The organism is Erythrobacter sp. JK5, from assembly GCF_018205975.1.
Taxonomy (GTDB): Bacteria; Pseudomonadota; Alphaproteobacteria; order Sphingomonadales; family Sphingomonadaceae; genus Erythrobacter.
Window position 1 is genome coordinate 2,552,648 of sequence record NZ_CP073577.1, and the last position, 26,683, is coordinate 2,579,330.

Here is a 26,683-nt window from a genome sequence, read left to right on the forward strand (position 1 = left end):
GGGGCCGTCACGAATGGCCCCGCCGGTTTGTGCCCAGCCGCAGCGCCTTTATTCGTTCAGGCGGCGACGGATTTCCTTGCCCGCCTTGAAATAGGGTACGCGTTTCGCCGGCACCGCAACCGCTTCGCCGGTACGCGGATTGCGTCCGGTTCGCGCCTCGCGTTCGCGCGTCGAGAACGCACCGAAACCCCGCAATTCGACCCGACCGCCCTCGGCCAGTCGCTGCGCGATCTCGTCGAAGAACAGGTCGACAACCTGTTCGACCTCCTCCGCGCGCAACTCGGGATTGTCCTTGTGTAACGCCTGCAGCAATTCGGATCTGATCATTTCGACCTCCCCGCGACCTCATCGGCCCTGCACGCCGACCGTTCGCCCCGTGCGAGCAACCCCGCTTTTATGGTTTTCGCTCTGACCCGACGAGCAGTGTTTTCGGAGTGTGCCAGAGCGGGGCCACTCTCGCAAGCGACGGTTGTAAGATTCTAGTCTGTTACAGTTCGAATCTGACCAACGACTCGCGACAGTCCGTCGCAGCGACGGAATCAGCCGCGCTCGAGCAGGCCGGTCAGGTCGACACCGAGCCGATCCATGCGCGCGCGGATTTCGGGCCACTCCTCGCTGAGGAACTGTTTGCGCTCGCGTTCGCGCAAACGTTCGGCCGCGCCATCGACCACATACATGCCGACCCCGCGCTGGACCTCGACCAGGCCGTCGCTCTGGAACTGCTGGTAGGCCTTGGCGACGGTGAGGGGATTTGCCCCCTGTTCGGCCGCGAGTGCGCGCACCGACGGGAGCATTTCGCCTTCGGGATAGACACCTTCGATGATCGCCGCGGCGATCTGGTCGCGCAGTTTCAGGTAAACAGGGCGGCTCTGGCTCATGGGTCCCCAAACATCCTCGCTGAGGTGCATCAGTGCCATAATACAGCCATGCGCGTCAAGGCCGGCGCCGGTGCCGCGCGGCTCACCCCGGGTCATGGTTCACGCGCGGGGGAAGCAATGAAGGCTTCACACAGCCGATTTGCCCGCTAGTGTGCGCGGCTTGAACGGGCCCGGGGGACAGCGGCCCGACACGCAGAGTTTCCGGGAGGGCCGCAAGCCAATGCACGAGTTTATCTTTCAGTTCGGATCTGCCTACGAAATGTGGGCGTTCTGGATCGCTGTGGTCGCGCTGGCCGCGTTTCTGCTCGGCGGCGTGTTCCTGGTCACGCGCCCGCAGGCCGAGGTCATCGGCCATCCCAAGGGCCTGTTCCTGCTGTTCATGGCCGAAATGTGGGAGCGCTTTTCCTACTACGGGATGCGTGCGCTGCTGATCTTCTACCTTGTGCAGCACTGGATGTTCTCGGACAGCGAAGCCTCGATCATCTACGGGGCCTATACCGCTCTCGTCTACATCGCCCCGGTGGTCGGCGGGTTCCTCGCCGACCGCTATCTGGGTCAGCGCAAGGCGGTGCTGTTCGGCGCGGTCCTGCTCACCTTCGGGCACTTCTTCATGGCGTTCGAAGGCGGCGGCGGACAGGCCGACCCGATGATCAACGTGTTCTGGCTGGCGCTGGCGCTGATCATCGTCGGGTCGGGCTTCCTCAAGGCCAACATCTCGGTGATGGTCGGCCAGCTCTATCCGCGCACCGATGTGCGCCGCGACCCGGCCTACACGATCTTTTACATGGGGATTAACGTCGGGGCCGCGACCGCCTCGATCATCTGCGGCTATCTCGGCCAGACCGTGGGCTGGGAATATGGTTTCGGACTTGCCGGTTTCGGCATGCTGATCGGCCTCGTCTTCTTCGTGCTGGGCAAACCGCTGCTGCTCGGCAAGGGCGAGCCGAAGGACCCCGAAGCGATCAAGGGCGGCAAGGAATTCGGCATCTATGGCGCGGGCCTGGCGATGGTCGCGCTGTGCTGGCTCGCGATCCAGTATCAGGAGCTGGTCGGCTGGGTGCTCGGTTTCTTCGGTCTCGGCCTCGTCGCTTATGTGCTGGGCATCGCGGTCACCAAGCTCCACCCGCATGAGCGCGACCGGATTTTCGCTGCCATGTTCCTGATCTTCGTGTCGATCGTGTTCTGGGCGCTGTTCGAACAGGCGGGTTCCAGCCTCAACCTGTTTACCGATCGGCACGTGGATACGCAGGGCGTCAGCGCTTCGATGTTCCAGTCGATCAACGCGATCTACATCGTGTTGCTGGCACCGATCTTCGCGATGCTGTGGCAGGCGCTTGGTCGGAAAGGGGCCGAGCCTTCGACCCCGATGAAGTTCGGGATGGCCGTCATTCAGGTCGGGCTCGGCTTTCTCGTCCTCGTCTGGGGCGCGGAAAGCGTCGGGGTAAACCTGCCAACGCCGGTGATCTTCATCTTCCTGATCTACCTGCTGCACACGACCGGCGAACTGTGCCTGTCGCCCGTGGGCCTGTCGGCGATGAACCGCCTCAGCCCCGGTCACATGGCTTCGCTCATCATGGGACATGGTTCTTCGCATCGGCCACCGGCAATTTTGCCGCCGGGCTGATCGCGGCGGCGACCGGTGCCGAAGGCGTGGGCGAGGAAGCCGGCAAGCAACTGGTGCTGTCGGTCTATTCCACGGTCGGCTGGTATGCGGTGGCGATCGGAGTGGGCGTGATGGTGATCAGTCCGCTGGTAAAGAAGCTCATGCACCTCGACACGCTCCAGGACGACGCGCCGCTCGAAGGTGTCGCCGAAGCCGGTCTCGAACCGCAGGAGGCCGGCATTCGTCCGGCCACCCGCCCCGCCGAGTAATCTTGCAAGCAAGGGAATGCTTATGACATCCAAAGCATGGGTCGCGCTGGCGAGCGCATTGTCGCTCGCCGCCTGTGCCGCCACCGGTTCGGCCAATTCTGCCAGCGACAGCTCCGGCAGCGACGCGCCGCGCTTTGCCGCCAAGAGCGAGGCCGAGGGGCCCTTCCCCTCGACCTACCGGGCCTATCCCGGCACCCCGACGGCGCTGGTCGGTGCGACCGTGTTCGACGGGTCCGGCGGGGAAATCGCGAACGGCACGGTGCTGTTTCGCGATGGCAAGGTGGTCGCCATCGGCGGCAGCGACCTGTCGACCGAGGGCTACGCGGTGATCGACGGCATCGGCAAGTTCGTCACCCCCGGCATCATCGACATCCACTCGCATCTCGGCGATTACCCCTCACCTTCGGTCGATGCGCATTCGGACGGCAACGAGGCGACCAGCCCGACTACGCCCGAAGTCTGGGCCGAACATTCGGTCTGGCCGCAGGATCCCGGCTTTACCCGCGCGATGGCCAACGGCGGGATCACTGCGCTGCAGATTCTCCCCGGCTCGGCCAACCTCATGGGCGGGCGTTCGGTGACGCTCAAGAACGTGCCCGCGCGCACGGTTCAGGGCATGAAGTTTCCCGGCGCGCCCTATGGCTTCAAGATGGCCTGCGGCGAGAATCCCAAGCGCGTTTACGGCGGCAGAGGCCAGATGCCTTCAACGCGGATGGGTAACTTTGCGGTCAATCGCCAGACCTGGTTCGACGCGATCAACTACGCCAACGACAAGGATGCCAAACGCGATCTCGCCAAGGAAACGCTGGTGGGCGTGCTCGAAGGCGACATTCTGGTCCACAACCATTGCTACCGCGCCGACGAGATGGCGCTGGTGATGGATATGGCAAAGGAGGTCGGGTACAAGGTCACCGCTTTCCACCACGCCGTCGAAGCCTACAAGATCGGCGATCTGCTGCGCGACAACGGCGTCTGCAGCGCGATCTGGGCCGACTGGTATGGCTTCAAGATGGAAGCTTATGACGGGATTCTCGAAAACGCGGCGCTGTTGCAGAAGGAGGGGCCTGCGTGGTGATCCATTCCGACAGCGCCAACGATATCCAGCGGCTCAACCAGGAAGCCGCCAAGGCCCGCAAGGCGGGTCTGCGTATGGGAATCGACATTTCCGCCGGCACCGCGATCCAGTGGATTACCCTCAACGCCGCCAAGGCAATGGGGATCGACGCAATGACCGGCAGCCTCGAACCGGGCAAGATGGCGGACGTGGTGCTGTGGAACGGCGATCCGCTCTCGGTTTACTCGCGACCCGAGAAGGTCTGGGTAGACGGGGCGCTGCTGTTCGACGCGCTGGATCGCAAGCGCAGGCCGGTGAGCGATTTCGAGCTCGGCCAGCCCGGCGAAGGAGACGTGAAATGAAGGCGCTCCTCACGAAGCTCGGCCTCGGGGCCGTGTCTGCGCTCGCAGTCGCGGCCGCTCCCGTCGCGGCGCAGAATGTCGTCATCAACAACGCCACGCTGGTGACCGGCGACGGCTCGGAGCCAGTCGAGGGCGGGCAAGTGATCGTCCTGAATGGCGAAGTGATCCACGCCGGGACACCGCGAACCAGTCTGGCGCCGCCGGACACCGCCGTCATCGACGCGGAGGGTGCCTATGTCACCCCCGGGATTTTCGCCACGGTTACCACGCTCGGCATCTGGGATGTCGGCGCGGTCAGCGAATCGAACGACACGCGCGCCGGCGGATCGCCGTTCAGCGCGGCGCTCGACACCGCGCCGATCGTCAATCCCAACTCGCAGCACATCCTCGTCCACCGCGCGGCCGGTATAACCCGCGCCGCAACCGCGACGCTGCCATCGGGATCGATCTTTGCCGGACAGGGCGCGATTATCGACCTCGACAGCGACGGGCAGCCGGTGATGCGGGCGCGCGCGTTCCAGATGGTCGATCTCGGCGAAGGCGGCGGACAGATCGCCGGCGGAAGTCGCGCCTCGACCTACGCATTGTTCCGCGCGGCGCTGCGCGAGGCACAGGCGCTGGTCGGTGCCAGCGGCACGCCGCAGACCACCGAGATCGTCAAGGGCGACGAGGTAATGCTGAGCCGCTTCGACGCCGAAGCGCTGGTGCCGGTCGTGCGCGGCGAGCAGAAGCTCTACGTCGCGGTCGAGCGCGCCGCGGATATCCGCAGCGTGCTGCGGCTCAAGCGCGAATTCCCCCGGCTCGACCTGGTGCTGGTCGGCGCGAGCGAAGGCTGGACCGTGGCGACCGAAATCGCCGCCTCGGGCGTGCCGGTGATCGCCGACGGGCTCGATGACCTGCCGTCCGGTTTCGATCAGCTCGCTTCGACCCAAAGCAACATCGGCCGCATGGTGAAGGCCGGGGTCAGGGTGGCAATAAATGCCGCCTCCATGGAAGACCCGCGCCGATTGTCACAGGTGGCAGGAAACCTCGTCGCGCTCACCAGGGTGCCCGGAGCGGACGGGCTGAGCTGGGGCCAGGCCTTCGCCGCGATCACTTCGGTTCCGGCCGCGATCAGCGGCCTCGGCGGCCGCGCGGGCGTGCTGGCGAATGGTGCGCTGGGCGATGTGGTGATCTGGGACGGCGATCCGCTCGAGGTAGGCTCGGTGCCGACCCAGGTCTTCATCGGCGGAGTCGAGCAGCCGCTCGGCAACCATCAGAGCCGGCTCAAGGAACGCTATCGCGATCTCGACGAGAGCGATCTTCCCAAGGCCTACGACTGGTAGCGGATTGGGTATCCGGCCAGTCGGTCGGCGCGTCGCCTTCCTCGAACAGGTGCTTCGCACCCCATTCGGCCATCTCGCGGTACAGCGGGCCGAGATCGTGCGCGCGCTCGGTCAGCACGTAATGTGCCCGTTTGCCCTCGGGTGGGTCGCGCCGCATCAATCCCGCTTCCTGCAGGATCGTAAGCCTTGAGGTCAACGCCGCGCGATTGATGCCGAGACGCTCGACGAATTGCTCGAACCGGTCGACGCCGAGAAACGCCTCTCGCAGGATCAACAGCACCCAGCGATCGCCCAGCAGGCGCGAAGCGCGTCCGACAGGGCACGGAGCGCGGGAAGGGCGATAGCTTTTCATCAGGTCTGCATATCAGACTTGCGCGGCGACATGGCAAGCGCCATAACATCTGTATTGCAGACTTAATGGAGTACCCCCCATGCCCCAGTCCCGTTTCGACAGCCCCGAAGCCGCGATCGCCTACATGAAGCGCGTTGCGGTCGGGCAATCGGGCTTTTCCGGCTGGCTGCAGGTCGAGCCGGTGAAGGTGTGGGAGGGCAAAAGCGAACTGTTGCTCGAACTCCGCCCGGAAATGACCCAGCATCACGGTTTCGCGCACGGCGCCATAGTCGGCCTCATGGCGGACAATGCGTGCGCCTGGGCCGGAGCTTCGGTGGTCGGCGATGTCGTGACCGGCGGCTACACGATCAACTTCCTGCGACCAGCGATCGGGCAGAGGTTGCGGGCGAAGGGGCTGGTGATCAAGCCGGGCAAACGACAGCTTGTGGTCCGTTCGGACGTGTGGGCCGAAAGCGACAAGACCGAATCGGTGCATATCGCCACCGCGCAGGCGACAATCATTCCCACCGGGCGCGCAGGGTGATATTCTCCGCCCCATGAACGGGGCCCTGATCGAACTCACGCTCGCCAACGGCGCTTTCGTCGGAAGCCATTTCCTGATGTCGCATTCGCTGCGCCGTCCGATGGTCCGGGTGCTCGGCGACATCGGATTCCAGGTGGTCTATTCGCTGATCAGCATCGCGCTGCTGGCGTGGGTCTATTTCGCCTTCACCGCCGCGCCGCCTTCGGACCTGGCGGGAACGGGCGATCTCGGCTGGGCGATCGCCACGGTCCTGATCCTGCCCGCGCTGGTGCTGTTCGCGGGCTCCATGGTCGGGAACCCGGCGCTCGGCCTGCCCGGCTCGGAATCGATGGCCCGCGCCGAACCGAAAGGCGTGTTTCGGATCACGCGCCACCCGATGATGTGGGGTTTCGCGCTGTGGGCACTGTCACACATGGCGCTGCTGTGGAGCTGGCGCACGATGATCACGGCCTTCGCGATGGGCGTGCTGGCACTGATCGGTGCGCACCTTCAGGACCGCAAGAAGGAGCGGCTGATGGGCGAGGCGTGGATGACATGGGAGAACAGCACCAGCTTCTGGCCGCGCTGGACGAGCCTGCACAATGCCGGGGCATTGGCCTGGACCGTGGGCCTCATCCTGTTCGTATTTCTCAGCTGGCTGCACATGCCCCTGGGCGGGGTTCCGGCAGGGATCTGGCGCTGGTTCTAGAACAGGCCGAGCACCCAGTCGCGCCGCGCCTCCTGCGATCGGCGTTCGAACGAAAGGGCGTGTCCCGAACGCGCGAATGACTGGAACTTCCCGTCGCGGGCGAGCCGCACCAGCGTCTTTCCGTGCGCATCGGGGATCAGGGTGTCGGCGTCGCCGTGCTGGATCAGGACCGGCAGATCGAGCGCGGCGATCTTATCGGCGTTGCGGTACTGGTCGCTCACCAGCCAGCCTGCGGGAAGCCACCACAGGTTGCTGGCCGCCGCATCGGGCAGCGACGTGAACGGCGCGACGAGCGCGAGCGCCGCCGGATCGTGCCGCCGCGCCATTTCGACCGCGACCCCGCCGCCGATCGAATTGCCGATGATAACCGTTTCCTCGGGGCCGATCCCCTGCGCCGCGAGCCATTGCATCGCCGCCTCGCCATCGCGATAGAACCCTGCTTCCGCAGGCTCGCCCGGATTGCCGCCATAGCCGCGATACTCGACCAGCAGTGCTCCGATCCCGGCTTCGACCAGCGCCGCGTTGGAAACGCTCGCCCCGCTCAGGGTCCCGCCATTGCCATGGAAATAGACCACGGTCGGCCGATCGCCCTCCGCCGGGTTATAGAAGGCGCGCAGGGTCAGGCCATCGGCCGTTTCGAGCTGCACTTCGGCATAGCCGGGCGTAAGCGGCGCGGGCGTTTGCGGCGCGGGATAAAGCAGGCGCGACTGCATCGACCACAGCAGGATCGCCACCGCGACATAGGTGAAGACCACGAAGCCGAGCGAGCGGATCACCAACGTCACCGATGCAACCTACTCGCCTCTGAAATGCGGCGCGCGCTTCTCGATCAGCGCGGCGACGCCTTCGGCATGGTCGGCTGTCATGTGCATCATCGCCTGGGTGTTGGCCGCCATTTCGAGCGCGGTGTCGTAGGAGGTCTGCTGCCCCTGGCGCAGCAGGTTCTTGGCATGGCGGAGCGCGTGCGGCGGTTGCGCGGCGATGCTGGTGGCGAGCGCCTGCGCTTCGGTGAGCAGGTCGTCATGCGGCACCACCCGGCTGACCAGCCCCCAGTCCTGCGCTGTCGCTGCGTCGATCACGTCGCCGGTGTAGAACAGTTCCGCCGCGCGGCTCTGCCCGATCACGCGCGGCAGGATCCACGTCCCGCCATCGCCGGGGATGATGCCGAGCTTGAGGAAGGTGACGCCGAACTTGGCCTTGTCGGAGGCGATGCGGATATCGGCGAGGCAGGCGACATCGCAGCCCAGCCCGATCGCCGGGCCGTTGACCGCCGCGATCACTGGCACGCGCAGGCCATACAGCGCGCGCAGCATCTGGTGGATGTTGTCGCGATACCCATCCGAGATCGCCGGAGGAGTCCCGCCGAACGTGCCCGACTTGTCGCGCATCGCCTTGATATCGCCCCCGGCGCTGAACGCCCGCCCCGCCCGGTCAGGATGACGCAGCGCGTTTCGAGATCGCGATTCATCGCATCGCAGGCGGCGCGGAATTCGTCCCCGTCGCCGGGAGCACCGAGCGGATTCATCGTCTCGGCACGGTCGATGGTAAGCGTGGTGACGGGGCCGTCACGGATGATCTGGAGGAGGGGCATCACGTTCCTCGATTGTGAGAGCTGTCGTGGTCTAGCACAGCCGCTGGCGATGGACAGCGCGCCAAAGTTGACACACTTGACACTGTGTCAAGCGCGATTTCGAGCAATTTATTTCTGTATATCAATGCGTTGGTGCGAAAAAGCGAAGTTGACACTTCTCCAACTCGAAACGCGGATTCTGGAAGGAGAATGAGTTCGTCCATCATGGCGGTGCGACATTGGCAGCACGCGGCGAAGTAGGAAACCACCCACCTTCTTCGTCACCCCGGACTTGATCCGGGGTCCAGCTTTTTCTTGCCGTTTAAGAGATGACGAAGGAAAGCGGGATCCCGGCTCGGTGGCCGGGATAACGGAGACGTTGCCTCAGTCCAGCTTGCATTCGCCCCAACGGACAGCCAGCGTGGTGTCCTCTCCACCAGGGTATTCCCATCCTGCATGGTAAAAGCCGTAGCTCGCATCATCGCTTGATCGGTCGAATTCGTATAGCACGAAGAATGACTGCCCATCTGCTGACGTGAATTTACGCCCATCACCAACATAGACGTCGTGCAAAACCGAGTTTGCTGTGCCGTAATCAGTTGGATCCCCATCAGCCCCGTATATTCCATTTCAGAAAGCGAGAGGGCACCCGATCCCGAATCTCCCGCCGTTACGACAATCCTGAACCGGATAGGATCCTCATTAGCGACAAAGGCTTGAGGTTGGGGCGCGTTTTCCAAGTGAACGGACGCAATTCCGGCCTTTTCAATGACTGTGCAAAGATAAGCTCCAGTCTGAGCGACTTCTGCACCGGAGGATTCAGAGCATGCAGCGATAGCCAAGCAGCCTGCGGCAATCTGTCTCAAGCCGTCGCTTCTTCCACGCCCTCGACGCTCGCGCTGTTGTGCTTCAGCGCTTTCAGCACCGTCTCGACGATGTGCGGCGCCGTCAGTCCCGCCTCTTCGTATTGCTTGTCGGGCGAATCCTGGTCCTGGAACATGTCGGGCAGGCGCATGGTGCGGACTTTCAAACCGTTGTCAGTCAGGCCTTCGTCCGAGGCGTAGGTGAGTACGTGCGCGCCGAGGCCGCCGATGGCGCCTTCCTCGATCGTGACGACCACTTCGTGTTCGCGCATCAGGCGGGCGATCAGGTCGGTGTCAAGCGGCTTGGCAAAGCGCATGTCTGCGACGGTGGTCGACAGCCCCTTGGCCTCGAGCGTGTCGGCCGCCTTCTTGGCTTCCTCGAGCCGCGCGCCCAAGGACAGGATCGCAACCTTGGAGCCTTCGCGCACGATCCGGCCCTTGCCGATTTCGAGCTTCTGCGGGACGTCGGGCAGCGGCACACCCACACCGTTGCCGCGCGGATAGCGGAACGCGATCGGGCCGTCGTCGTGCTCGGCGGCGGTGTAGGTCATGTGCACCAGCTCCGCCTCGTCGGCGGCGGCCATCACCACGAAGTTGGGCAGCGTCGCGAGATAGGTGATGTCGAAGCTGCCCGCATGGGTGCAGCCATCCGCACCGACCAGACCGGCGCGGTCGATCGCGAAACGCACCGGCAGGTTCTGGATCGCAACGTCGTGCACCACCTGATCGTAGGCGCGCTGGAGAAAGGTCGAATAGATCGCGGCGAAGGGGCGCATGCCCTGCGCGGCTAGGCCGGCGGCGAAGGTCACGCCGTGCTGTTCGGCGATGCCGACGTCAAAGCTGCGTTCCGGGTGACGCCTGGCGAAACGATCCACGCCGGTGCCAGAGGGCATGGCGGCGGTGATCGCGCAGATGCGGCTGTCGCTGTCGGCGAGGTCCGCGAGCGTATCGCCGAACACGTTCTGATAGGCTGGCGGGCCGGCGGAGCCCTTCTGCTTCTCGCCCGTCACCACGTTGAACTTGGGCACGCCATGATACTTGTCGGCGCTTTCCTCGGCGGGCGCATAGCCCTTGCCCTTGGTGGTGACGACGTGAATCAGCACCGGGCCTTCGGATGTGTCGCGGACGTTTTCGAGCACCGGGATCAGGTGATCGAGATTGTGCCCGTCGATCGGGCCGACGTAATAGAAGCCGAGTTCCTCGAACAAGGTCCCGCCGGTCACCATTCCGCGGGTGTATTCCTCGGCCTTGCCGATCGCTTCGTGCATCCGGCGGCTCATCTTCTTGACCGCGCGCGAGGCGAGGCTGCGCAGGCCGAGATACTCGCTCGAGGATACCATCCGCGCGAGATAGGCGGACAGACCGCCGACCGGCGGTGCGATCGACATGTCGTTGTCGTTGAGGATCACGACCAGGCGATTGCCCGCCTGCGCCGCGTTGTTCATCGCTTCATAGGCCATCCCGGCGCTCATCGCGCCGTCGCCGATCACCGCGATCCCGCGACCGGGTTTGTCGTTCAGCTTGTTGGCGATCGCGAAGCCGAGCGCGGCCGAAATCGACGTCGAGGAGTGCGCCGCGCCGAACGGATCGTATTCGCTCTCGGCACGCTTGGTGAAGCCGCTGAGGCCCCCGCCCTGCCGCAGGGTGCGAATCCGGTCGCGCCGCCCGGTGATGATCTTGTGTGGGTAGCACTGGTGGCCGACATCCCACACCAGTTTGTCGTCGGGCGTGTTGAACACGTAGTGGATCGCCACGGTCAGTTCGACCACGCCGAGGCCCGATCCGAGATGCCCGCCGGACGTACTGACCGCGTCGATCATTTCCGCGCGCAGTTCGTCGGACAATTGCCGCAGCTGTTCGGGTTTGAGTTGGCGAAGCTCGGAGGGGGTAGGGACCTGATCGAGCAGGGGTGTTGCGGGTGGTAGACTCATGACAACCGGCCTTACACTGTCCAATCCTGCCTGTCGATGAACGACTCATCGCCGCTGAGGCACGTTTCGTCGTGATAATGTGCCGTTGTCGCGAGCGACGAAATGTCCAGCCGGGTTGACAGCTGCGTCACGCGCAGGCGCGGCACAGCCCCCGGATCTCGAGCACCGGCCGCTCGGGCCTGAAGCCGCGTCCGGCCGCGAGCGCGCGGACCGTCTGGCTGACCTGCTCGTCGTCGATATGCGTGGCCTCGCCGCATTCGTCGCAGACGAGGAAGATGCAATCGTGCGCGCAGCCCGGATGGGTGTTGGCGAGATACGCGTTCGAGCTTTCGACCCGCAGCGCGAGATTGTTGGTCACGAACAGGTCGAGAATGCGGTAAACGGAGTTGGGTGCGACCCGCTTGCCGCGTGCCTGCGACAGGTTGTCGGCAATGTCGTAGGCCGAGACCGGGCGTTCGTGCCGCGCAAGCTCGGTGAATACCGCCTCGCGCATGCCGGTCCATTGCTCGCCCGAACCGGTCAGCGCCTGCCGCGCCGCTTCGACGAGACCCGGCCCGCTGTGCTCCTCATGTGCGTGATGCTGATGCGCGCTCTTGAGATCCTGATCCATCCCGCACGATATAGTCGCTCGGGCGGGGCGATGCCAGTCAGCCGTCGCGCAGGAAGGAAGTGCGGTAGTCCGAGGGGAACATTGCCTTCAGCGCGCGGACCTTGGGCGCATCCCAGCGCAGGATGTACCCGTGGCGCGGATTTTTCGCCATGAAGTCCTGGTGATAGGTCTCGGCCGGATAGAAGGTCTTGTGGCTTTCGATCCGGGTGACGATCGGCTTGTTCCACACCCCCGAAGCGCCCATCTGCTTGAGATAGGCGGTCGCCACCGCGCGCTGTTCGGCGTTCATCGGCACCAGCGCGGTGCGATAGTGCGCGCCGACATCGGGGCCCTGGCGGTTCTTGAGCGTCGGGTCGGCAACCACCGAGAAGAAGATCCGCAGCAGCTCGTCATAACGGATCACGTAGGGATCGTAGGTGATCTTGACCGCTTCGGCGTGGTTGGTCGTGCCGGTGACGATCGTGTCGTATTTCGCGGTGCCCGCCTTGCCGCCGTGAAAGCCCGACACGGCGGACTTCACGCCCTTGACGTGGCTGAACACGGCTTCGACGCCCCAGAAACAGCCGCCGGCGAAGATCGCGGTCTTGAGGCCGACGCCCTCCTTCGCGATGCGCTTGGGCGCGGGAGCGTTGACGGGTTCTTCGGCGAATGCGGGCGCGGCGCATCCGCCCACCGCGAGCGACGCGGCGGCAAGGGCAAGCGCACCGCGCTTGAAAAAGGTCCGGGACATTAGTCTTCCTCGATCAGGAATTCGCTGGCGATCTCGACGTCGGGCTGCGTCATTTCCGCTGCTTGCGCGGACGTGGCGAGGCTGGCGTCAACCGCCGTCCAGTCGTCGATCGAAGTTGCGCCGATCAGCACCGCACCGGCAAGAAAGCCGATGCCGAAATTGCGATACAGGTCGGAACTGAACAGGCGCATTTGCGAATCTCTTCGAGGGTCTTTTGGTGTGGTGGAGGCGGTCATACCGCGTAGCCCTTTCCGCTCGGTGAACATCTCGTGCAGAATGCCATTCGCGACAAACCGCGACAAAGTTACGCAGGCAATGCGAAAAAAGCTGCGCGGCGCTGGCCTCAAGCGCCCGACGCCTGAACGCGCGGCAGACTAATGCCGGAAGTGGCGCATTCCGGTGAAGACCATTGCGAGGCCCGCTTCGTCGGCGGCGGCGATCACTTCATCGTCGCGGATCGAACCGCCCGGCTGGATCACCGCAGTTGCGCCTGCCTCGGCGGCGGCAATCAATCCGTCGGCGAAGGGGAAGAACGCATCCGACGCGACCGCGCTGCCGACCGTCCTGGGCGCAGCCCACTCATAACTTTCGGCGGCTTCCTGAGCCTTGATCGCGGCGATGCGCGCCGAATCGCGGCGGTTCATCTGCCCCGCCCCGATCCCCGCTGTCGCGCCATCCTTGGCGTAGACGATCGCATTCGACTTCACGTGCCGCGCGACGGTCCATGCGAACAGGCAGTCCTTGAGCTCCTGCTCGGTGGGCGCGCGCCTGGTCACGACCCTCAGGTCCTCTGCGGTGACCGCACCATTGTCGCGCGACTGGACCAGCAGCCCGCCCGCGATGGTCTTGATCGCCAGCCCGCCCCGGCGCGGGTTTGGCAATTCCCCGCATTCGAGCAAGCGCAGGTTCTTCTTCCTGGCAAAGATTTCGCGCGCCTCGGCGCTGACCTTGGGCGCGATCACGACTTCGGTGAAGATGCCGGCAATGGCTTCGGCGGTCGCTCCGTCGAGTTCGGTATTGACCGCGACGATCCCGCCAAAGGCCGAAACACTGTCGCATTGGAGCGCGTCGTTCCACGCCGCGAGCAGCGAACCGCCCTGCGCCACGCCGCAGGGGTTGGCGTGCTTGACGATCACGACTGCGGGATCGCCGCCGCCGAACTCCGCCACCAGTTCGAGCGCGGCATCGGCGTCGTTGAGGTTGTTGTAGCTGAGTTCCTTGCCCTGCAGTTGCTCGGCCTGCGCCACCCCGCGCGCATGCGGTCCGGTGGGGGTGTAGAATGCCGCCATCTGGTGCGGGTTCTCGCCATAGCGCAGCACCGTGGGGCCTTGCCGTTGACCGCCAGAAACTCGGGGAACATCTGCTGCTGATCGGCAAAGCCGAACCACTGGCTGATCATCGCATCATACGAAGCCGTGGCAGCAAAGGCGCGCGCCGCCATTTGCTTGCGGAACTCCAGCGAGGTCGCGCCGCCATGCGCTTCGAGTTCGGACATCAGCGTGTCGTAATCCGCCGGATCGGTCACGATCGTCACGAACCCGTGGTTCTTCGCGGCAGAGCGCACCATGCTCGGTCCGCCGATGTCGATATTCTCGATGATCTCGGGCCGTTCGGCCCCGCGCATCACGGTCGCTTCGAACGGGTAGAGATTGACCACCACCAGATCGATGGCGCCAATCCCGTGCTCGGTCATCGAGGCGACGTGTTCGTCGTTGTCGCGCAGTGCCAGCAATCCGCCGTGCACCTTGGGGTGAAGCGTCTTGACCCGCCCGTCCATCATCTCGGGAAAGCCGGTGAGATCGGACACGTCGCGGACTTCGAGCCCCGCGTCGCGCAATGCCCTGGCGGTGCCGCCGGTGCTCACCAGCTCCACTCCGCGCGCAGCCAGTGCCGCGCCCAGCTCCGCCAAACCGGTCTTGTCGGACACCGAGAGCAGCGCCCGCCTGATCGTTACCTCTGCCATCCGGCCCTTATCCCATTTTCTTGAGCAGCCAGGAGAATTGCCCCCCGCCGCGCGACGTCATTCCTTCGATCACCAATTGCTCGGTGGCATGCGGCCGGCCATCGCCATCGACCCACAGGCTGTCTTCGCAGGACAGCCTGGTATCGGCCGCCCGCGCCGAATCGGCACCCAGCCGGAATTGCCACAGTCGCCCGTCGGGGGTGAGCAGGCTGGCGCCCCGACCGTCTTCGGATAGGTGCGCCTCCACACCGCGCCCCAGGTGAAAGCGGATGGCGAATCCGATCTTGCCGCGCTTGCCTTTGCGCGAGGCGGGGACGAGGATGTCCTCCCCCGCCAGCTGCTGTCCATCGCCGTTGAGGGTCAGGATTCGTCGGTGATTCAATCCGAACCGCGCGGCATACCCATCGTGGCTGGCCTCGACCCGTTGCGCTTCCCCGCCCCCCTTGCGCAGCATCCGGACTTCGGTCTCGACCAGCTCGACCCCCTTGCCGAGCTTGCCGTGGAGCAGCACCGCGGTCGAATTGGCATTGTCGAGCACCAGCGTCGAATGCGCCGCGGTGGCGCGCAGGCCCTGTCCGATCCGCGCCGGCACCTGCCCGCCCGCCATGGCGGCCCCGCCGCAATTGACGATCAGGCGGGCCGGCCCATCCGACAGTTCGAACGCCAGCGTCGACGCGCAGCCGGTCCGCGCGTGGCGCGCACGTGGCGGGGGCGCAGCATCGAATTGCAGGACTGTGTCGCCGCACTTGATCCGCTGGAACCCCCAATGCTGGACATCCTTGAGCGGGCGCGTGCGCACCCCGGTCGCCGCGATCAGCGCCGCGACGCGGTCGGCGCAAATGGCACCCTGCCCCTGCCAGTTTCCGAGTGCGCCGTCGCCGTGGCGCAGCGACAGCAGCGGCGGCACCAGCAACTCGCGCATCACGCCAAGCGCTGCGGGCGGCGCAATTTCGACGGCTTCGTAGCAGGCGAGGAGTTTGGTCAGCAGCGCGATCGCATCCATCTGCGCCGCCGGGCATCGCGACAGCACCCCGCCGTCCTCGGCGACCAGATCGCCCAGCGCCTTGATCAGCGCTGCCTCGCCAAACAGCCTCCGGGGCTTGCCTCCGGGCAGCAGCAATCCCGCTGCCGTCACCGCAGCCCAGCCCGCCACCTGGCAGAAACCGGCGCCGTCGCGGGCCGCTTTGCGATCGAGCCAGCTGGCCGTCTCGGCGATCGCCGCCAGCAGGCGCGGCTTGAGCTCGCCCTCCTGCCCGGCCAGCACGATCGGCGCGTGGACCAGCCATGCCATCAGTCGCAATCCGGCATGTTCGACGGTCCAGGCCGCGCCCTTCCCGGGCGATGGATTGGCGGCCAGCCACAGGCCGGTAATCCGCTCTGCCACCGCGCGGCAATCGTCACGCGGCGCGCTGGCGGCCAGATCGTCCAGCCACGCAAAACTGTGCAGCGCGCGTTCGAGCCCCGGACAATGGCGCGCGGCGCTGTCGAAATCGATCTGCCCGATCGGGGTCTTGACTCCGTGGACCAGGAAATGCCCGGCGCGCAGAGCCGTGCCAGCCGCCCTGTCGCCGCGGATCGGGCTCTCTACCGTCGCCATTACCCGTAACGCCGGCGGCCTGCGGAACGGCGCCGACAACGTGTGGCCGGGCACGCCGAGCCGATAGGCGAGGCGAATCATCGTTTCGGCGGCGCTGGCGCGCGGTGCAATGACGTCGGTCAGCGCGAGCGCGCGCGACGGCTCGACGGTGTCTTCGGTTGCCGGATCGCGGACCGGTTGCGCGCCGCCATCGCCCAGCGCCAGTGCTGGCCGCTCGCTCGCATCGTCGGCGGCGGAATCGAGCAGCTGCTCCTCGGCGTCCTGGAACAGCGATTCCATCATGCGGCCCCTTTGAGGGCGGCGATATTGGCCGCGTATTGCCCCGGCCCGCCCTTGAACGTGGCCGACCCCGCCACCAGCACGTCCGCCCCGGCCGCGACGCATTGCTGCGCGGTGTCCGGATTGACCCCGCCATCGACCTCGAGGTGGATCGGCCGCCCTTCGGCCTCGATCATGGTCCGGATGCGGCGGATCTTGTCGAGCTGCGAGGGGATGAAGCTCTGCCCGCCGAAGCCGGGATTGACGCTCATCACGAGCACCAGGTCGACCAGGTCCATCAGGTTGTCGAGCACCTCCACCGGGGTGCCGGGATTGAGCACCACGCCCGCTTTCTTGCCCAGCGACCGGATGGCCTGAAGGGTGCGATGAATGTGCGGCCCCGCCTCGGGATGGACGGTGATGATGTCGGCCCCTGCGTCCGCGAACGCTTCGAGATAGGGATCGACCGGCGCGATCATCAGGTGCACGTCGAACGGCTTGGCGGTGTGCGGGCGCAGCGCCTTCACCACCGCCGGGCCGATCGTGATGTTGGGCACATAGTGGCCGTCCATCACGTCGACATGGATCCAGTCGGCCCCGGCCTCGTCGATCGCACGCACTTCTTCGCCCAGCCGCGCGAAGTCGGCCGACAGGATCGAAGGGGAGATCAATGGGGCAGGCATGAACGGCTCGTGCGCCTCTTGTCGCGTCGTTAACGCAATACGGTAGCCGCGAATCACCCCACAAGCGCACGGCTGCGCCTTTTCCACCGTGCTAGGCCGGGGAACGGTCCTTAACGGGCGTTCGCGACAAAATTCATGTGCAATTCAGCGCCTGATCGGCATTGGTCGGAGCATATTCGCGGCAACGGCGGCCTATCGCTGTGACCATGCCGCACCGCGCAATCACTTGAACAGACGGACTGACATGAAAGCATTTGCAACAGGATTGGGTGCGCTCGCACTGCTGGCGACGGGATCCGCCGTTCCGGTAGCCCCGGTCGCGGCGCAGGCGACCAGCACCAGCGATTATCGCAACACGATCAGCAACAACATGCGCAACTGCGCGCCGGGCAAGGGCCCGGCGGTGCGCCTCACCGTGAGCGGCGTAAAGAGCTCGACCGGGAAGGTGCGGGTGCAGGTCTATCGCGGCACCAAAAGCGACTGGCTGGAAAAGGGGCGCTGGCTGAACCGCATCGAAGTGCCTGCCCGGCGCGGCAGCATGACCTTCTGCATGCCGGTTCCCGCGAGTGGCCCCTACGCCATCGCCGTCCGCCACGACGCCAATGGCAATGGCGATACCGACATCCGGCAGGATGGCGGCGCGATGTCGAACAACCCCTCGATCAACCTGTTCAATCTCGGCAAGCCGGGCGTCGACAAGACCCGCTTCGATGTCGGCTCGGGGGTGACCTCGATGTCGATCGTGATGAAATATTTCGGCTAAGGCCGGCGGTCAGCCCTGGCGGCGGCGATGCCGCCACAGGCTCCACAGCACGCCGGGCGCGGCGAGGATCGGATAGCGCTCGCGAAACGGCGTGATTTCGACCGGCATCCCGGTGTGCCGCTCGATCTTCCAGGCGGCATAGCGGCTCGCGCCGTCGAACGTGGTGCTCGCCTTGAGCAAGCGGATCAGGTTCAGCGGCTTGCCGAACCGGCGACGATGGTTCCACCACGCAAGAGTGCCCGCCCGTTGCTGCGCCGGCATCCCGGGCCGCAGGCGCTCGCCGTCGCGCTCGAACGCGATCCCGGCTGCATCGAGCGCGAGCGGCAGAAGCCCGGCGAAATGCGCTTCGTTGACCGCCAGGATATCGTTTTCGCGCCCGGCTTTCTCGACCCGGAACTCCGCCCGGTAGGTCGCGCGGAACAGCGCGCGCCAATAATCCTCCGGCGGCCCTTCCGCCGGGCCCAGCGCCACCGCCAGCCGCGCTGCGGTTTGCGCCGCATCGGCGATCGCGGCGACGACAGCGCCGCGCGCCTCATCGTCGCGGCACCAGATCAGCGCCGAGGGCTGCACGAACCGCGCCCAGATGGTCGTATCGAGCAATTCGCCGCGCGCCGCTTCGGCAAAGGTCGCGAGCGCCATCGTCGCGATCTTGGCGCGCAGGATCGCGCCCTCCTGCTCCCATTCGCGATAACTGACGCGCGGCCAGATCCGCTCGCGCCGCTCGCCCGGCAGCAGCACGTAGTAGTCCAGTACCCCGTCGAGCGACCCGGTGCGCAGGTTGGAGCCGTAGAACAGCACCGCGACTGCGCCGCTTTCCTCCGCCAGCCGCGCCGCGAAGTGCTCCACCGCCGAATCGACCGGCACGGCGAGGCGGGCGGAAATGCGCTCGGCGAGCGCCGACATCAGCGGATCCGGCGCGTGACGGTCATGATCGGGGCGGGGCGACGAACGCCAGCTCGGGTCCCTGCCCGATCCGGTAGCTGCCGGCCGGAAACGCCTCTCCGTCGAGGATGAACTGGTCGTCGATCGTCAGCTCGAAATCGGGAACGCTGACCTGGTGAAACCCGCGTTCGCGCAGGCCTTGGCTGATCCAGCCCATCATTATCAGCGGAATGAGCAGCAGCGAGCGGCGCGAGACCTGATCGATGGCGACCAGCTTCAGCCCCTTGCGCAACGGACCGAACGGATTGATCCCGGCCGGCATCCGCTCGAGCGACGAGGCGAACAGCAATTGCCGATATTCCGGATCGCCGATGCCGCTGTGCGCCATCGCTGCACCGTGCGGGCCGAGCGCGATGGTCATCGGCGCGCCCTTGCGCCAGGGGTTGCGGCGGCTGCCGAACAGCGATTGCGCGATGGTCCACGCGGTCGTCACTCCGACTGCGAGGCTGTTGAACGCGCCGAGCCGGTGCGCACCCTGTCCCGCGCGGGTCGCCCGGGTGAACGCGCCCGCACCGAAGATGAAGCCGAGCACGCTGGGTGCCGATTCATCGCTGGCCGCGATCTCGATCGGGCGGCGCAGCACCCGTTCGCCCGCTTCGTAGGCATCGATCGCGTCCTGCAGCGTCCATTCGGACGGCACGCCGAGATCGACCGTCAGCGCGTTGGTCTTGCCCTTGGGCAGCACCGCGATCGCAGGCCAGTCGTCGCCAAAGATTCCGCGCCCGCAGGTCAGCACGTCGCGCACCGTGCCATCGCCGCCGTTGATCACCAGCAGATCGATACCGCGCGCCGCAAGCTCGGCCAGCGCCTCGGGCAATTGCGAACGGTTGCCGGGTTGAGCGATGAAGACATGCGGGCAAATCCCGCAATCGAAGTCGGCACCCTTGTTGCGATGGCTGCGGGGTTGTAGATCACCCCCACCTTCGGCGCCTGCCCGGGAGCCCGCTGACGGTGCGTGCCATCCCAGCGTTCACGCCCGGCCTGGATCCGCGGCATCTGCGCAAATTCGTAGATCGGCGTCGCCATAACAGCCCTTTAACCGAGTTACCGCAGCTCTGTCACTGCCGTGTTACCTGACCTGTGCACCGTTCGGTCGCGATCGATGCCGGGTTACATCGGACCTGATGAAAATTTTGCAAGCCGGTATGCGGGCGAATTCGGCTGTTCTGCGCGATCACCAGGTGTAGAATGGCGTCATGCTGACCGAAAACCTGCTCGAATCCGCCCGCGCGCTCGCCCCCGAAATCACGTCGCTCAGGCGCGCGATCCACGCCGAGCCCGAGCTGGGCCTGCACACCCCGCTGACCATGGCGAAAGTGCGCGAGGCGCTGGCGGACTTGCCGCTCGAATGGCGCAGCGGCTCGTCGACCACCGGGGCGGTGGCCACTCTCGTCGGCGGCAAGAGGGGCGGCGAGGGCCCGCGCGTGCTGCTGCGCGGCGACATGGACGCGCTGCCGATGGACGAGAAAACCGGGCTCGATTTCGCGTCGACCATCCCCGGCCGCATGCATGCCTGCGGGCACGATACCCACACCGCAATGCTGGCGGGTGCGGTGCGGCTGCTGGCGGGGCAGCGCGACGAACTGGCCGGGACGATCGACTTCATGTTCCAGCCGGGCGAGGAAGGGCATCACGGCGCACGCTTCATGCTCGACGATGGGCTCATCGACCCGTTGCCCGATGCCGCCTTCGCCCTGCACATCATGCCCAACGCACCGTATGGTGTGTTTGCTGGGCGCGCCGGCCCGCTGTTGGCGGCCGCTGACCAGTTCACCATCACCGTAAGCGGCCGGGGCGGGCATGCTTCCATGCCGCACGATTGCGCCGACCCGATTCCCGCCGCCGCCGCGATCGTCGGCGCGATCCAGGCGATGGTCACCCGCCGCTTCAGAGCGACCAACGCGGTGGTGGTGACGGTGACCCAGATTCACGCCGGGACGGCGCACAACGTCATCCCGGACGAGGTGATGCTCGCCGGCACGATCCGCACCCTCAGCGCCGATCACCGCGACAAGGTCCATGCGCTGATTGCGGAAACCGCGCAGCAGACTGCGGCCGCCTACGGGGTCGAGGCGGACTGCAAGCTCGAACTCGGCTTTCCGGTGACCGTCTGCGATGCGCGCGCGGTGGCTCTCGGCGCCAAGGTCGCGCGCAAACTCGGCGGCGCACAAGGATGGCGCGACATGGCCGATCCGATCATGGGCGCAGAGGATTTCTCCTATGTGCTCGAACAGGTGCCGGGCGCGATGTTCTTCCTCGGCGTCGCGCCCGATGGCGAGGACTGGACGCAATGCTGCGCCATCCATTCGCCGCGCATGACGGTGGACGAGACCGCGCTTCCCACAGGCACGGCGATGCTGGCCGGGTGCGCGTTGGAATTCATCGCCAACGGATTCGAAGACTGACCAGCCAGGAAGGCGCTGCGCACACGGTGCGTAGCGGGGCGAGGCCGCCTTTCGCCGCACCGACGTGTTCGACCGGCGGCATAGGTTGATGGCCGTGTGGGCGGACCTCGCGCGCACATCGGAACAATCGGACCGTCGTCCGGACGTCTGGCAACGATCTGCGCCCAGCTAACCTGAGGACACTATCGGCGACGCAATGGTCGGAGAGCGTACAGATCGCTATTTCGGCAGAATGCTCAATGACATGAACTTCAATGGGACCTGGCGCGATTATCAGGCCCGCGTCCTTCAAGAGATGGACGAGCATTTTGGCGACGGAAGACTGCATGTCGTGGCGGCCCCGGGCGCCGGAAAGACGGTTCTCGGTCTGGAGATCGTGCGCCGTATCGGAAGGCCGGCGCTGGTATTTGCGCCGACAATCGCCATTCGCGAACAGTGGGCGCACCGCCTTTGTCCATTGTTTCTCGACACTCCGCCCGAAGCCGCGACGATCTCCCGCGATCTGGCGGATTTTCGGGACCTGACGCTGGCGACATACCAGTCGCTCGATAGCCTGCGGCGCGGCGAGGAACTCGATGCGTTGATCGAGACGCTGAATGGCCGAGGACCTCTGACGCTGGTTCTGGACGAAGCACATCACCTGCGGCGCGAATGGTGGAAATGCCTCAACGCGCTGGCCAACCGTCTGGTGGATGTCCGCCTGGTCGCGCTGACGGCAACGCCCCCTTATGATGCGAGCTTCGCCGAATGGTCGCGCTACGAAGAACTGTGCGGACCGATAGACCTGGAAATCGGCATTCCCGAACTGGTCCGCAATGGCGATCTGTGTCCGCATCAGGATCACCTGATCCTGTCGGAGCCCACGGAAGATGCGCTGGCCCTGCTTGCCAGAAGGCGTGAGGCCATTGGCCGGCTGCATATGGAATTGCGGGCGAATGACGGGTTGCTCGACTGGCTGGCCGCGCACCCGTGGCTGACGGATTCCGAAGCGCATGTCGAAGAGATCCTCGAAGCCCCGGAGATGCTCTCGGCAGTGCTGGTTCTGCTGGCATCAGCTGGACGCGCGCTGCCGCGCCCGCCGCTCAAACTGCTCGGCGTGTCGGCGCGCAATGTGCCTCCGCCCTCGCTGTTCTGGCTGGAACGATTGCTGGACGGCCTGGTTGCGCAGCAAACGGCGGACTTTCCACTCGACCCGGCGTGGCTCAAGGGCCTGCGTGACCGGCTGAATCGTCATGGCCTCATCGAAGGAGGGCGGGTCCGCCTGCACCACACGCGCTCGGTCTTCAAGCTGATGACCTCCAGCCTCGCCAAGCTGGATTCGATAGTAGAGATCGCTGAAGCCGAAAAGCAAGCGCTGGCAGGAGACCTGCGCATGGTCGTGCTGTCCGATCACATTCGCGCCGGCGACTTGCCGAAAGGTCCGGATGCACAATTCAAACCTGCCAAGCTGGGCGTGATTCCGATATTCGAGAAGCTGCGGCGCTCGGCAATTGCCGAAGAGCATCTGGGGGTCTTGACCGGAAGCATAGTCATCCTTCCCAAGAGCGTTCTGGCGAAGCTCACCGACATTGCGAACGATCTGCACGTCGATCCTGGCGACTTCAGAACAAGCAATCTGCCGGGATGCCCCGGCCACGTGCGTATCGAATGCAGGACCGGCGGCACCGCTCAATTGGTTCGCCTCGTCACTGCTCTCTTCACACGTGGCGATGTTCGCATACTCGTCGGCACGCAGTCGCTGCTTGGCGAGGGGTGGGACGCGCCCGCACTCAACAGCCTTGTCCTGGCAAGCAACACGGCGTCGTTCATGCTCTCCAATCAGACGCGCGGCCGGGCGATCCGGATCGATCCGGCCAAGCCTGCCAAGGTGGCGAACATTTGGCACCTGGCGACCGTCGATCCGGAAGATCGCGAGAGCTGGGATGCGGTGGTATCGGCCTTCAACTGGGGTTTTCTCAACGATGGGGGCGCGCCGGGGCTATCCGACATCACGGTCGTCGCGCGGCGTTTCAAGGCATTTGAAGGGATTTCCAACGGAACCTCCACCCTCATTGAAGATGGCATTGCCCGCCTGGGACTTGATCCATCGAAACCGGCGGCGTCCACGAACCTCCGGACCTTTGCCATCGCGGCAGACCGGCACGCCATTGCGGGGCGCTGGAAGGCTTCGCTCGGTCAAGGGGCAGCGCGATCGCAGGTGCGCGAGACGGCAGCCCCCCGTTATGCTCCCCGTGCCTTAAGCTGGTTCGATACGATACAGGCTCTGGGCTGGAGCGCTGCAGGCAGCGGGGTGTTTGCAGCGGCCAATGAGTTGCGCGGCCTGGCATCCTATGCAGGGATTGGGGCCATCGCGATGGGGCTGGCCGGTGCAGCCACGCTGGCAAGCCTGCCGCGCCTGGCGAGAGCTGGCAGGCTCGTCTGGCGAAACGGATCGCTCGAAGGCAGCTTGGAAGCCGTAACCGGAGTTGTCTTGCAGGCGCTGGTCGATGCCGAAGTCATCAGCGCGCGCGAACTGAGCGGCGCCCATGTCGAAATCCGTACGAGCCTGGACGGACGCAAGGATATCGTCCTTACCGGAGTGAGCCGGGCTACCGAACGGCAGGTGATGCAGGCAGTGGCGGAAATTCTGGGGCCGGTGCAGAACCCGCGCTACCTGCTGGTGCGCAATTCATGGCTCGGCCTCAAGAGGCGGGTCGATTACCACGCTGTGCCTGCCGCGCTGGGCGCTCGCAAGGAACACGCAGAACGCTTTGCCGAACTTTGGCGCGGGGGTGTTGGCTCATCGAAGCTCGTGTTCACGCGGACGGCGGACGGCAGACGGACAATGCTGAGAGCACGGGCGTCCTCCTTCGCGGCGGGATTTCAGCGGGTTGTGGATCGCCGCTCCGTGTGGCTGTGATCGGGGTGACATATCGCCCTGCTGCCCAGCCTCGGCAGACCGCTTCCCGAAGCGCCGGATCACCGCCGGCATCTGCGCGCCATGCGGCGGCGGCTCGGTTGGTCTTGGTCCGGAGCGACTCAACGGGTCTCTCGGCAACGTAGCAACGGACGGAGCCATCTACGCGCCCGATGATGCCCAGCCGGTCCCATTTCGGAGCATTGGGCGAACGTCCGGGTCGGCTGGCGGACCAAGAACCTGCTGATTTCAGCGCTCAATTGTCGCGCTATTCTGGCTATTTCGATTGTAGACCGATGTCCTGCGTCCGCTGAAGCGAGACAGGAATTCGAGGTTTCCCGCCAGCATTGAGCCGGAACCGGCGATACGCACTCCTTGTGCCTACTCATTCCTTTCGGAATGAATGGTGAGATCCGAATTCGCTCAAAAGCTGGCGCACCCGACATTGCTAAAACTTATGTCGCAGGCAGTGTCGGGACGTCCCTAACTACTCTGTAAAATCAGGGATTTGTCTTCTACCGTGTTCACGGCTGATCGTCCCCGTTTGCCTGCAATTCGATCACTTTGTGGGATCGAATGTTGGATCAATTTTATGGTGTGTGTAACCTATGGCCCTGTCAGCATTGAAGGTGAAGAACGCTAAGCCCGGTCGCTACGTTGATGGCCGTGGTTTGTGTCTTTTCGTGAAGGAAAGCGGTTCCCGTAGTTGGGTCTTGCGGATGCAGCACAACGGCAGGCGGCGCGACTACGGATTGGGATCGGCACTCGATGTATCGCTGACCGAAGCGCGGGACGCCGCAGCCGCATTGCGCCGCCAGGTTCGCGCCGGGATCGATCCGGTTGCCGAGCGACGGAAGTCGCGCAAGGTGGTGCCGAGCTTCGAAACCGCAGCGCGCGAATGTTACGAGGCGTTGAAGGACGGCTGGAAGAACCAGAACTACCGCAACTGGATCGCCAGCATGGAAAACCATGTCTTCCCGCTGATCGGCAGGAAGCCCGTCGATCAGGTGGACAGCACCCACGTCGTCGAGGTGCTCACGCCCATCTGGCTCGAAATCCCCGACACCGCTCGCAAAATTCTCCAGCGTATCGGTGCCGTACTCGACTTCGCGCATATCAGGGGATGGCGGGAAGAGGAGGCCGCGCTGCGCTCTGTCCGCAAGGGATTACCGCGCCAGACCGACAAGGTCGAACACTTCAAGGCCATGCCCTATGCAGAGATTCCGGCGTTCATGAAGGAGCTGGCGACCGCATCACCCAGCACGGGCCGCGATGCCCTGCGTTTCACCATCTACAACGCCGTGCGGTCGAGCGAAACGCGCAACGCCGTCTGGACTGAGATTGACCTCGACAAGGCGGTCTGGACCATCCCCGGCGAGCGCATGAAGGCAAAGGAAACGCATGTGGTGCCGCTCTCTAAGGCAGCGGTTTCCATTCTGCGTCGGCGCTGGAAACTGCGGACGAGCGACGATGGCCTCGTCTTCTCCAACAATGGCGAGAAGCCCATCAGCGACATGACAATGACCAAACTGTTGCGCGATGCCGGGATTAAAGGCGCGACCGTCCATGGCTTCCGCTCCGCTTTCACCGATTGGGCTGCGGAGAAGACCGACTTTCCGAAGGAGGTGGCGGACAAGGCCTTGGCGCACAAGCTGAGCAACCAGGTCGAAGCCGCCTATCGCCGCACCGACTTTGTCGAAAAGCGGCGCGAGTTGATGGGGGCGTGGGCAGCTTATCTCAACCTTGCTAGAACCATTACAAATGGTTGATTTAGGATAAGGTCGCGTTCGAGCAGATTTGCACGATACGCCAGCGCCTAGGAATGGGTTAGCACTATGAGTGATTCAAATTTCGTCGCACATTTCACAAAGGGCGAGGGTGACGTTCCCTATGAGAATCTTGTGAAGATTCTTGAAGGGAAGGCACTGAAAGCTGGGTCGTTGCCGTGGACGGGCAATCCGGCAGTTTGCTTCACCGAATGCCCTTGGTCGAGCCTGCTGTCCCATGTGGGCCATTATTCAGCCTTTGGATTAGGGTTCACAAAGCCGCATGTGTTTGCGGCTGGTGGCGGACCTGCTTACTACGTACGCGCAGATCACTGGGAAAAGCAGCAGTGGGATAACCACGTTCGAACTTTCGTGACCCCATTTTGGCCAGCATATCGGCCTCAATCGGAAAAGTTCAAAAAGCAACTTGGCGGCAAATCCATCGACTTTGCCCATGAGCGGGAATGGCGAGTTCCACACGACTTCACCTTTGAATATGAACAGGTTCAGTTCGTCGTTCTCCCCGGATATGAGGAAATGGCGCGATTTCCAAAGGAACTAAAGGACGCGGTCGGACGCGAAAAGTTCATTCTTGTTGATGTCTACAAGCATATTGAAAAGCTCTGGCCGACACACATTGTTTGAGCGCTGA

21 protein-coding genes and 3 pseudogenes are annotated in these 26,683 nt (G+C 64.7%); 10 read left to right on the forward strand and 14 right to left on the reverse strand.

The window, feature by feature from the left end:
* Nucleotides 1-48: 48 nt before the first annotated feature.
* Both KDC96_RS12330 and KDC96_RS12335 read right to left on the reverse strand, forming a co-directional pair.
* Complete coding sequence (locus tag KDC96_RS12330; protein WP_212448714.1) at nucleotides 49-327, reverse strand: integration host factor subunit beta; 279 nt, start codon at nucleotides 325-327, stop codon at nucleotides 49-51.
* 212 nt (nucleotides 328-539) lie between these two features.
* On the reverse strand, nucleotides 540-878 hold the full coding sequence (locus KDC96_RS12335; RefSeq protein ID WP_212448715.1) for a GntR family transcriptional regulator: 339 nt from the start codon (nucleotides 876-878) through the stop codon (nucleotides 540-542).
* 220 nt (nucleotides 879-1,098) lie between these two features.
* Here KDC96_RS12335 and KDC96_RS12340 point away from each other — a divergent pair.
* The 3 genes and pseudogenes from KDC96_RS12340 (at nucleotide 1,099) to KDC96_RS12350 (ending at nucleotide 5,491) form a co-directional block, all read left to right on the forward strand.
* Nucleotides 1,099-2,750 (forward strand): annotated as a pseudogene (locus tag KDC96_RS12340) (peptide MFS transporter).
* A 16-nt stretch (nucleotides 2,751-2,766) separates the two neighbouring features.
* A pseudogene (locus tag KDC96_RS12345) lies at nucleotides 2,767-4,166 on the forward strand (amidohydrolase).
* Nucleotides 4,163-5,491: an amidohydrolase family protein gene (locus KDC96_RS12350; protein ID WP_212448716.1), complete on the forward strand. Its 1,329-nt coding sequence runs from the start codon at nucleotides 4,163-4,165 to the stop codon at nucleotides 5,489-5,491. Before KDC96_RS12345 ends, KDC96_RS12350 begins: the two are co-directional and overlap by 4 nt.
* Here the strand turns inward: KDC96_RS12350 and KDC96_RS12355 are convergent.
* Nucleotides 5,433-5,843: a helix-turn-helix domain-containing protein gene (locus tag KDC96_RS12355; protein ID WP_212448717.1), complete on the reverse strand. Its 411-nt coding sequence runs from the start codon at nucleotides 5,841-5,843 to the stop codon at nucleotides 5,433-5,435. The genes KDC96_RS12350 and KDC96_RS12355 overlap by 59 nt on opposite strands.
* 79 nt (nucleotides 5,844-5,922) lie before the next feature.
* On the opposite strand from KDC96_RS12355, the gene KDC96_RS12360 reads away from it, so the two are divergent.
* Nucleotides 5,923-6,366 carry a PaaI family thioesterase gene (locus KDC96_RS12360; RefSeq protein WP_212448718.1) on the forward strand — a complete coding sequence of 148 codons (444 nt, stop codon included), beginning with the start codon at nucleotides 5,923-5,925 and terminating at the stop codon, nucleotides 6,364-6,366.
* A 13-nt stretch (nucleotides 6,367-6,379) separates the two neighbouring features.
* Nucleotides 6,380-7,054, forward strand: coding sequence for an NnrU family protein (locus KDC96_RS12365; protein ID WP_212448719.1), 675 nt, complete (start codon nucleotides 6,380-6,382; stop codon nucleotides 7,052-7,054).
* Here the strand turns inward: KDC96_RS12365 and KDC96_RS12370 are convergent.
* The 9 genes and pseudogenes from KDC96_RS12370 to rpe form a co-directional block, all read right to left on the reverse strand.
* A complete protein-coding gene (locus KDC96_RS12370; protein WP_212448720.1) occupies nucleotides 7,051-7,839 on the reverse strand; it encodes an alpha/beta hydrolase in 789 nt (262 codons plus the stop codon). The genes KDC96_RS12365 and KDC96_RS12370 overlap by 4 nt on opposite strands.
* 9 nt (nucleotides 7,840-7,848) lie before the next feature.
* Nucleotides 7,849-8,442 carry an enoyl-CoA hydratase-related protein gene (locus tag KDC96_RS12375; RefSeq protein ID WP_249171785.1) on the reverse strand — a complete coding sequence of 198 codons (594 nt, stop codon included), beginning with the start codon at nucleotides 8,440-8,442 and terminating at the stop codon, nucleotides 7,849-7,851.
* A 1,044-nt stretch (nucleotides 8,443-9,486) separates the two neighbouring features.
* Nucleotides 9,487-11,418 (reverse strand): 1-deoxy-D-xylulose-5-phosphate synthase, encoded by a 1,932-nt coding sequence (dxs, locus tag KDC96_RS12380; RefSeq protein ID WP_212448721.1) that lies wholly within the window; start codon nucleotides 11,416-11,418, stop codon nucleotides 9,487-9,489.
* A 127-nt stretch (nucleotides 11,419-11,545) separates the two neighbouring features.
* Nucleotides 11,546-12,028 carry a Fur family transcriptional regulator gene (locus tag KDC96_RS12385; RefSeq protein ID WP_212448722.1) on the reverse strand — a complete coding sequence of 161 codons (483 nt, stop codon included), beginning with the start codon at nucleotides 12,026-12,028 and terminating at the stop codon, nucleotides 11,546-11,548.
* A 37-nt stretch (nucleotides 12,029-12,065) separates the two neighbouring features.
* Nucleotides 12,066-12,758, reverse strand: coding sequence for a peptide-methionine (S)-S-oxide reductase MsrA (gene msrA / locus KDC96_RS12390; RefSeq protein WP_212448723.1), 693 nt, complete (start codon nucleotides 12,756-12,758; stop codon nucleotides 12,066-12,068).
* Nucleotides 12,758-12,949 (reverse strand): hypothetical protein, encoded by a 192-nt coding sequence (locus tag KDC96_RS12395; RefSeq protein WP_212448724.1) that lies wholly within the window; start codon nucleotides 12,947-12,949, stop codon nucleotides 12,758-12,760. The genes msrA and KDC96_RS12395 overlap by 1 nt, the downstream gene beginning before the upstream one ends.
* Before the next feature lie 183 nt (nucleotides 12,950-13,132).
* Nucleotides 13,133-14,721 (reverse strand): annotated as a pseudogene (gene purH, locus KDC96_RS12400) (bifunctional phosphoribosylaminoimidazolecarboxamide formyltransferase/IMP cyclohydrolase).
* A 7-nt stretch (nucleotides 14,722-14,728) separates the two neighbouring features.
* Nucleotides 14,729-16,597 (reverse strand): heparinase II/III family protein, encoded by a 1,869-nt coding sequence (locus KDC96_RS12405; protein ID WP_212448725.1) that lies wholly within the window; start codon nucleotides 16,595-16,597, stop codon nucleotides 14,729-14,731.
* The gene (gene rpe, locus KDC96_RS12410; RefSeq protein WP_212448726.1) at nucleotides 16,597-17,259 is read right to left on the reverse strand and encodes a ribulose-phosphate 3-epimerase; all 663 of its coding nucleotides are present in this window, start codon (nucleotides 17,257-17,259) and stop codon (nucleotides 16,597-16,599) included. The genes KDC96_RS12405 and rpe overlap by 1 nt, the downstream gene beginning before the upstream one ends.
* Nucleotides 17,260-17,503: 244 nt before the next feature.
* Here rpe and KDC96_RS12415 point away from each other — a divergent pair, with 244 nt between their 5' ends.
* On the forward strand, nucleotides 17,504-18,022 hold the full coding sequence (locus tag KDC96_RS12415) for a DUF2141 domain-containing protein (protein WP_212448727.1): 519 nt from the start codon (nucleotides 17,504-17,506) through the stop codon (nucleotides 18,020-18,022).
* Nucleotides 18,023-18,031: 9 nt separating this feature from the next.
* Here KDC96_RS12415 and KDC96_RS12420 read toward each other — a convergent pair whose 3' ends face one another.
* The gene (locus KDC96_RS12420) at nucleotides 18,032-18,928 is read right to left on the reverse strand and encodes a hypothetical protein (RefSeq protein ID WP_371815558.1); all 897 of its coding nucleotides are present in this window, start codon (nucleotides 18,926-18,928) and stop codon (nucleotides 18,032-18,034) included.
* A gap of 19 nt (nucleotides 18,929-18,947) precedes the next feature.
* Nucleotides 18,948-19,781, reverse strand: a complete 834-nt coding sequence (locus KDC96_RS12425; protein WP_249171786.1) for a diacylglycerol kinase family protein — start codon at nucleotides 19,779-19,781, stop codon at nucleotides 18,948-18,950.
* 379 nt (nucleotides 19,782-20,160) lie between these two features.
* Here KDC96_RS12425 and KDC96_RS12430 point away from each other — a divergent pair, with 379 nt between their 5' ends.
* The 4 genes from KDC96_RS12430 to KDC96_RS12445 all read left to right on the forward strand — a co-directional run bounded on the left by KDC96_RS12430 (nucleotide 20,161) and on the right by KDC96_RS12445 (nucleotide 26,676).
* Complete coding sequence (locus KDC96_RS12430; protein WP_212448729.1) at nucleotides 20,161-21,369, forward strand: M20 family metallopeptidase; 1,209 nt, start codon at nucleotides 20,161-20,163, stop codon at nucleotides 21,367-21,369.
* 232 nt (nucleotides 21,370-21,601) lie between these two features.
* Complete coding sequence (locus KDC96_RS12435) at nucleotides 21,602-24,268, forward strand: DEAD/DEAH box helicase family protein (RefSeq protein WP_212448730.1); 2,667 nt, start codon at nucleotides 21,602-21,604, stop codon at nucleotides 24,266-24,268.
* A gap of 605 nt (nucleotides 24,269-24,873) precedes the next feature.
* Nucleotides 24,874-26,034 carry a site-specific integrase gene (locus tag KDC96_RS12440; protein WP_212448731.1) on the forward strand — a complete coding sequence of 387 codons (1,161 nt, stop codon included), beginning with the start codon at nucleotides 24,874-24,876 and terminating at the stop codon, nucleotides 26,032-26,034.
* Between the two features lie 66 nt (nucleotides 26,035-26,100).
* On the forward strand, nucleotides 26,101-26,676 hold the full coding sequence (locus tag KDC96_RS12445) for a hypothetical protein (RefSeq protein ID WP_212448732.1): 576 nt from the start codon (nucleotides 26,101-26,103) through the stop codon (nucleotides 26,674-26,676).
* Nucleotides 26,677-26,683: the final 7 nt, after the last annotated feature.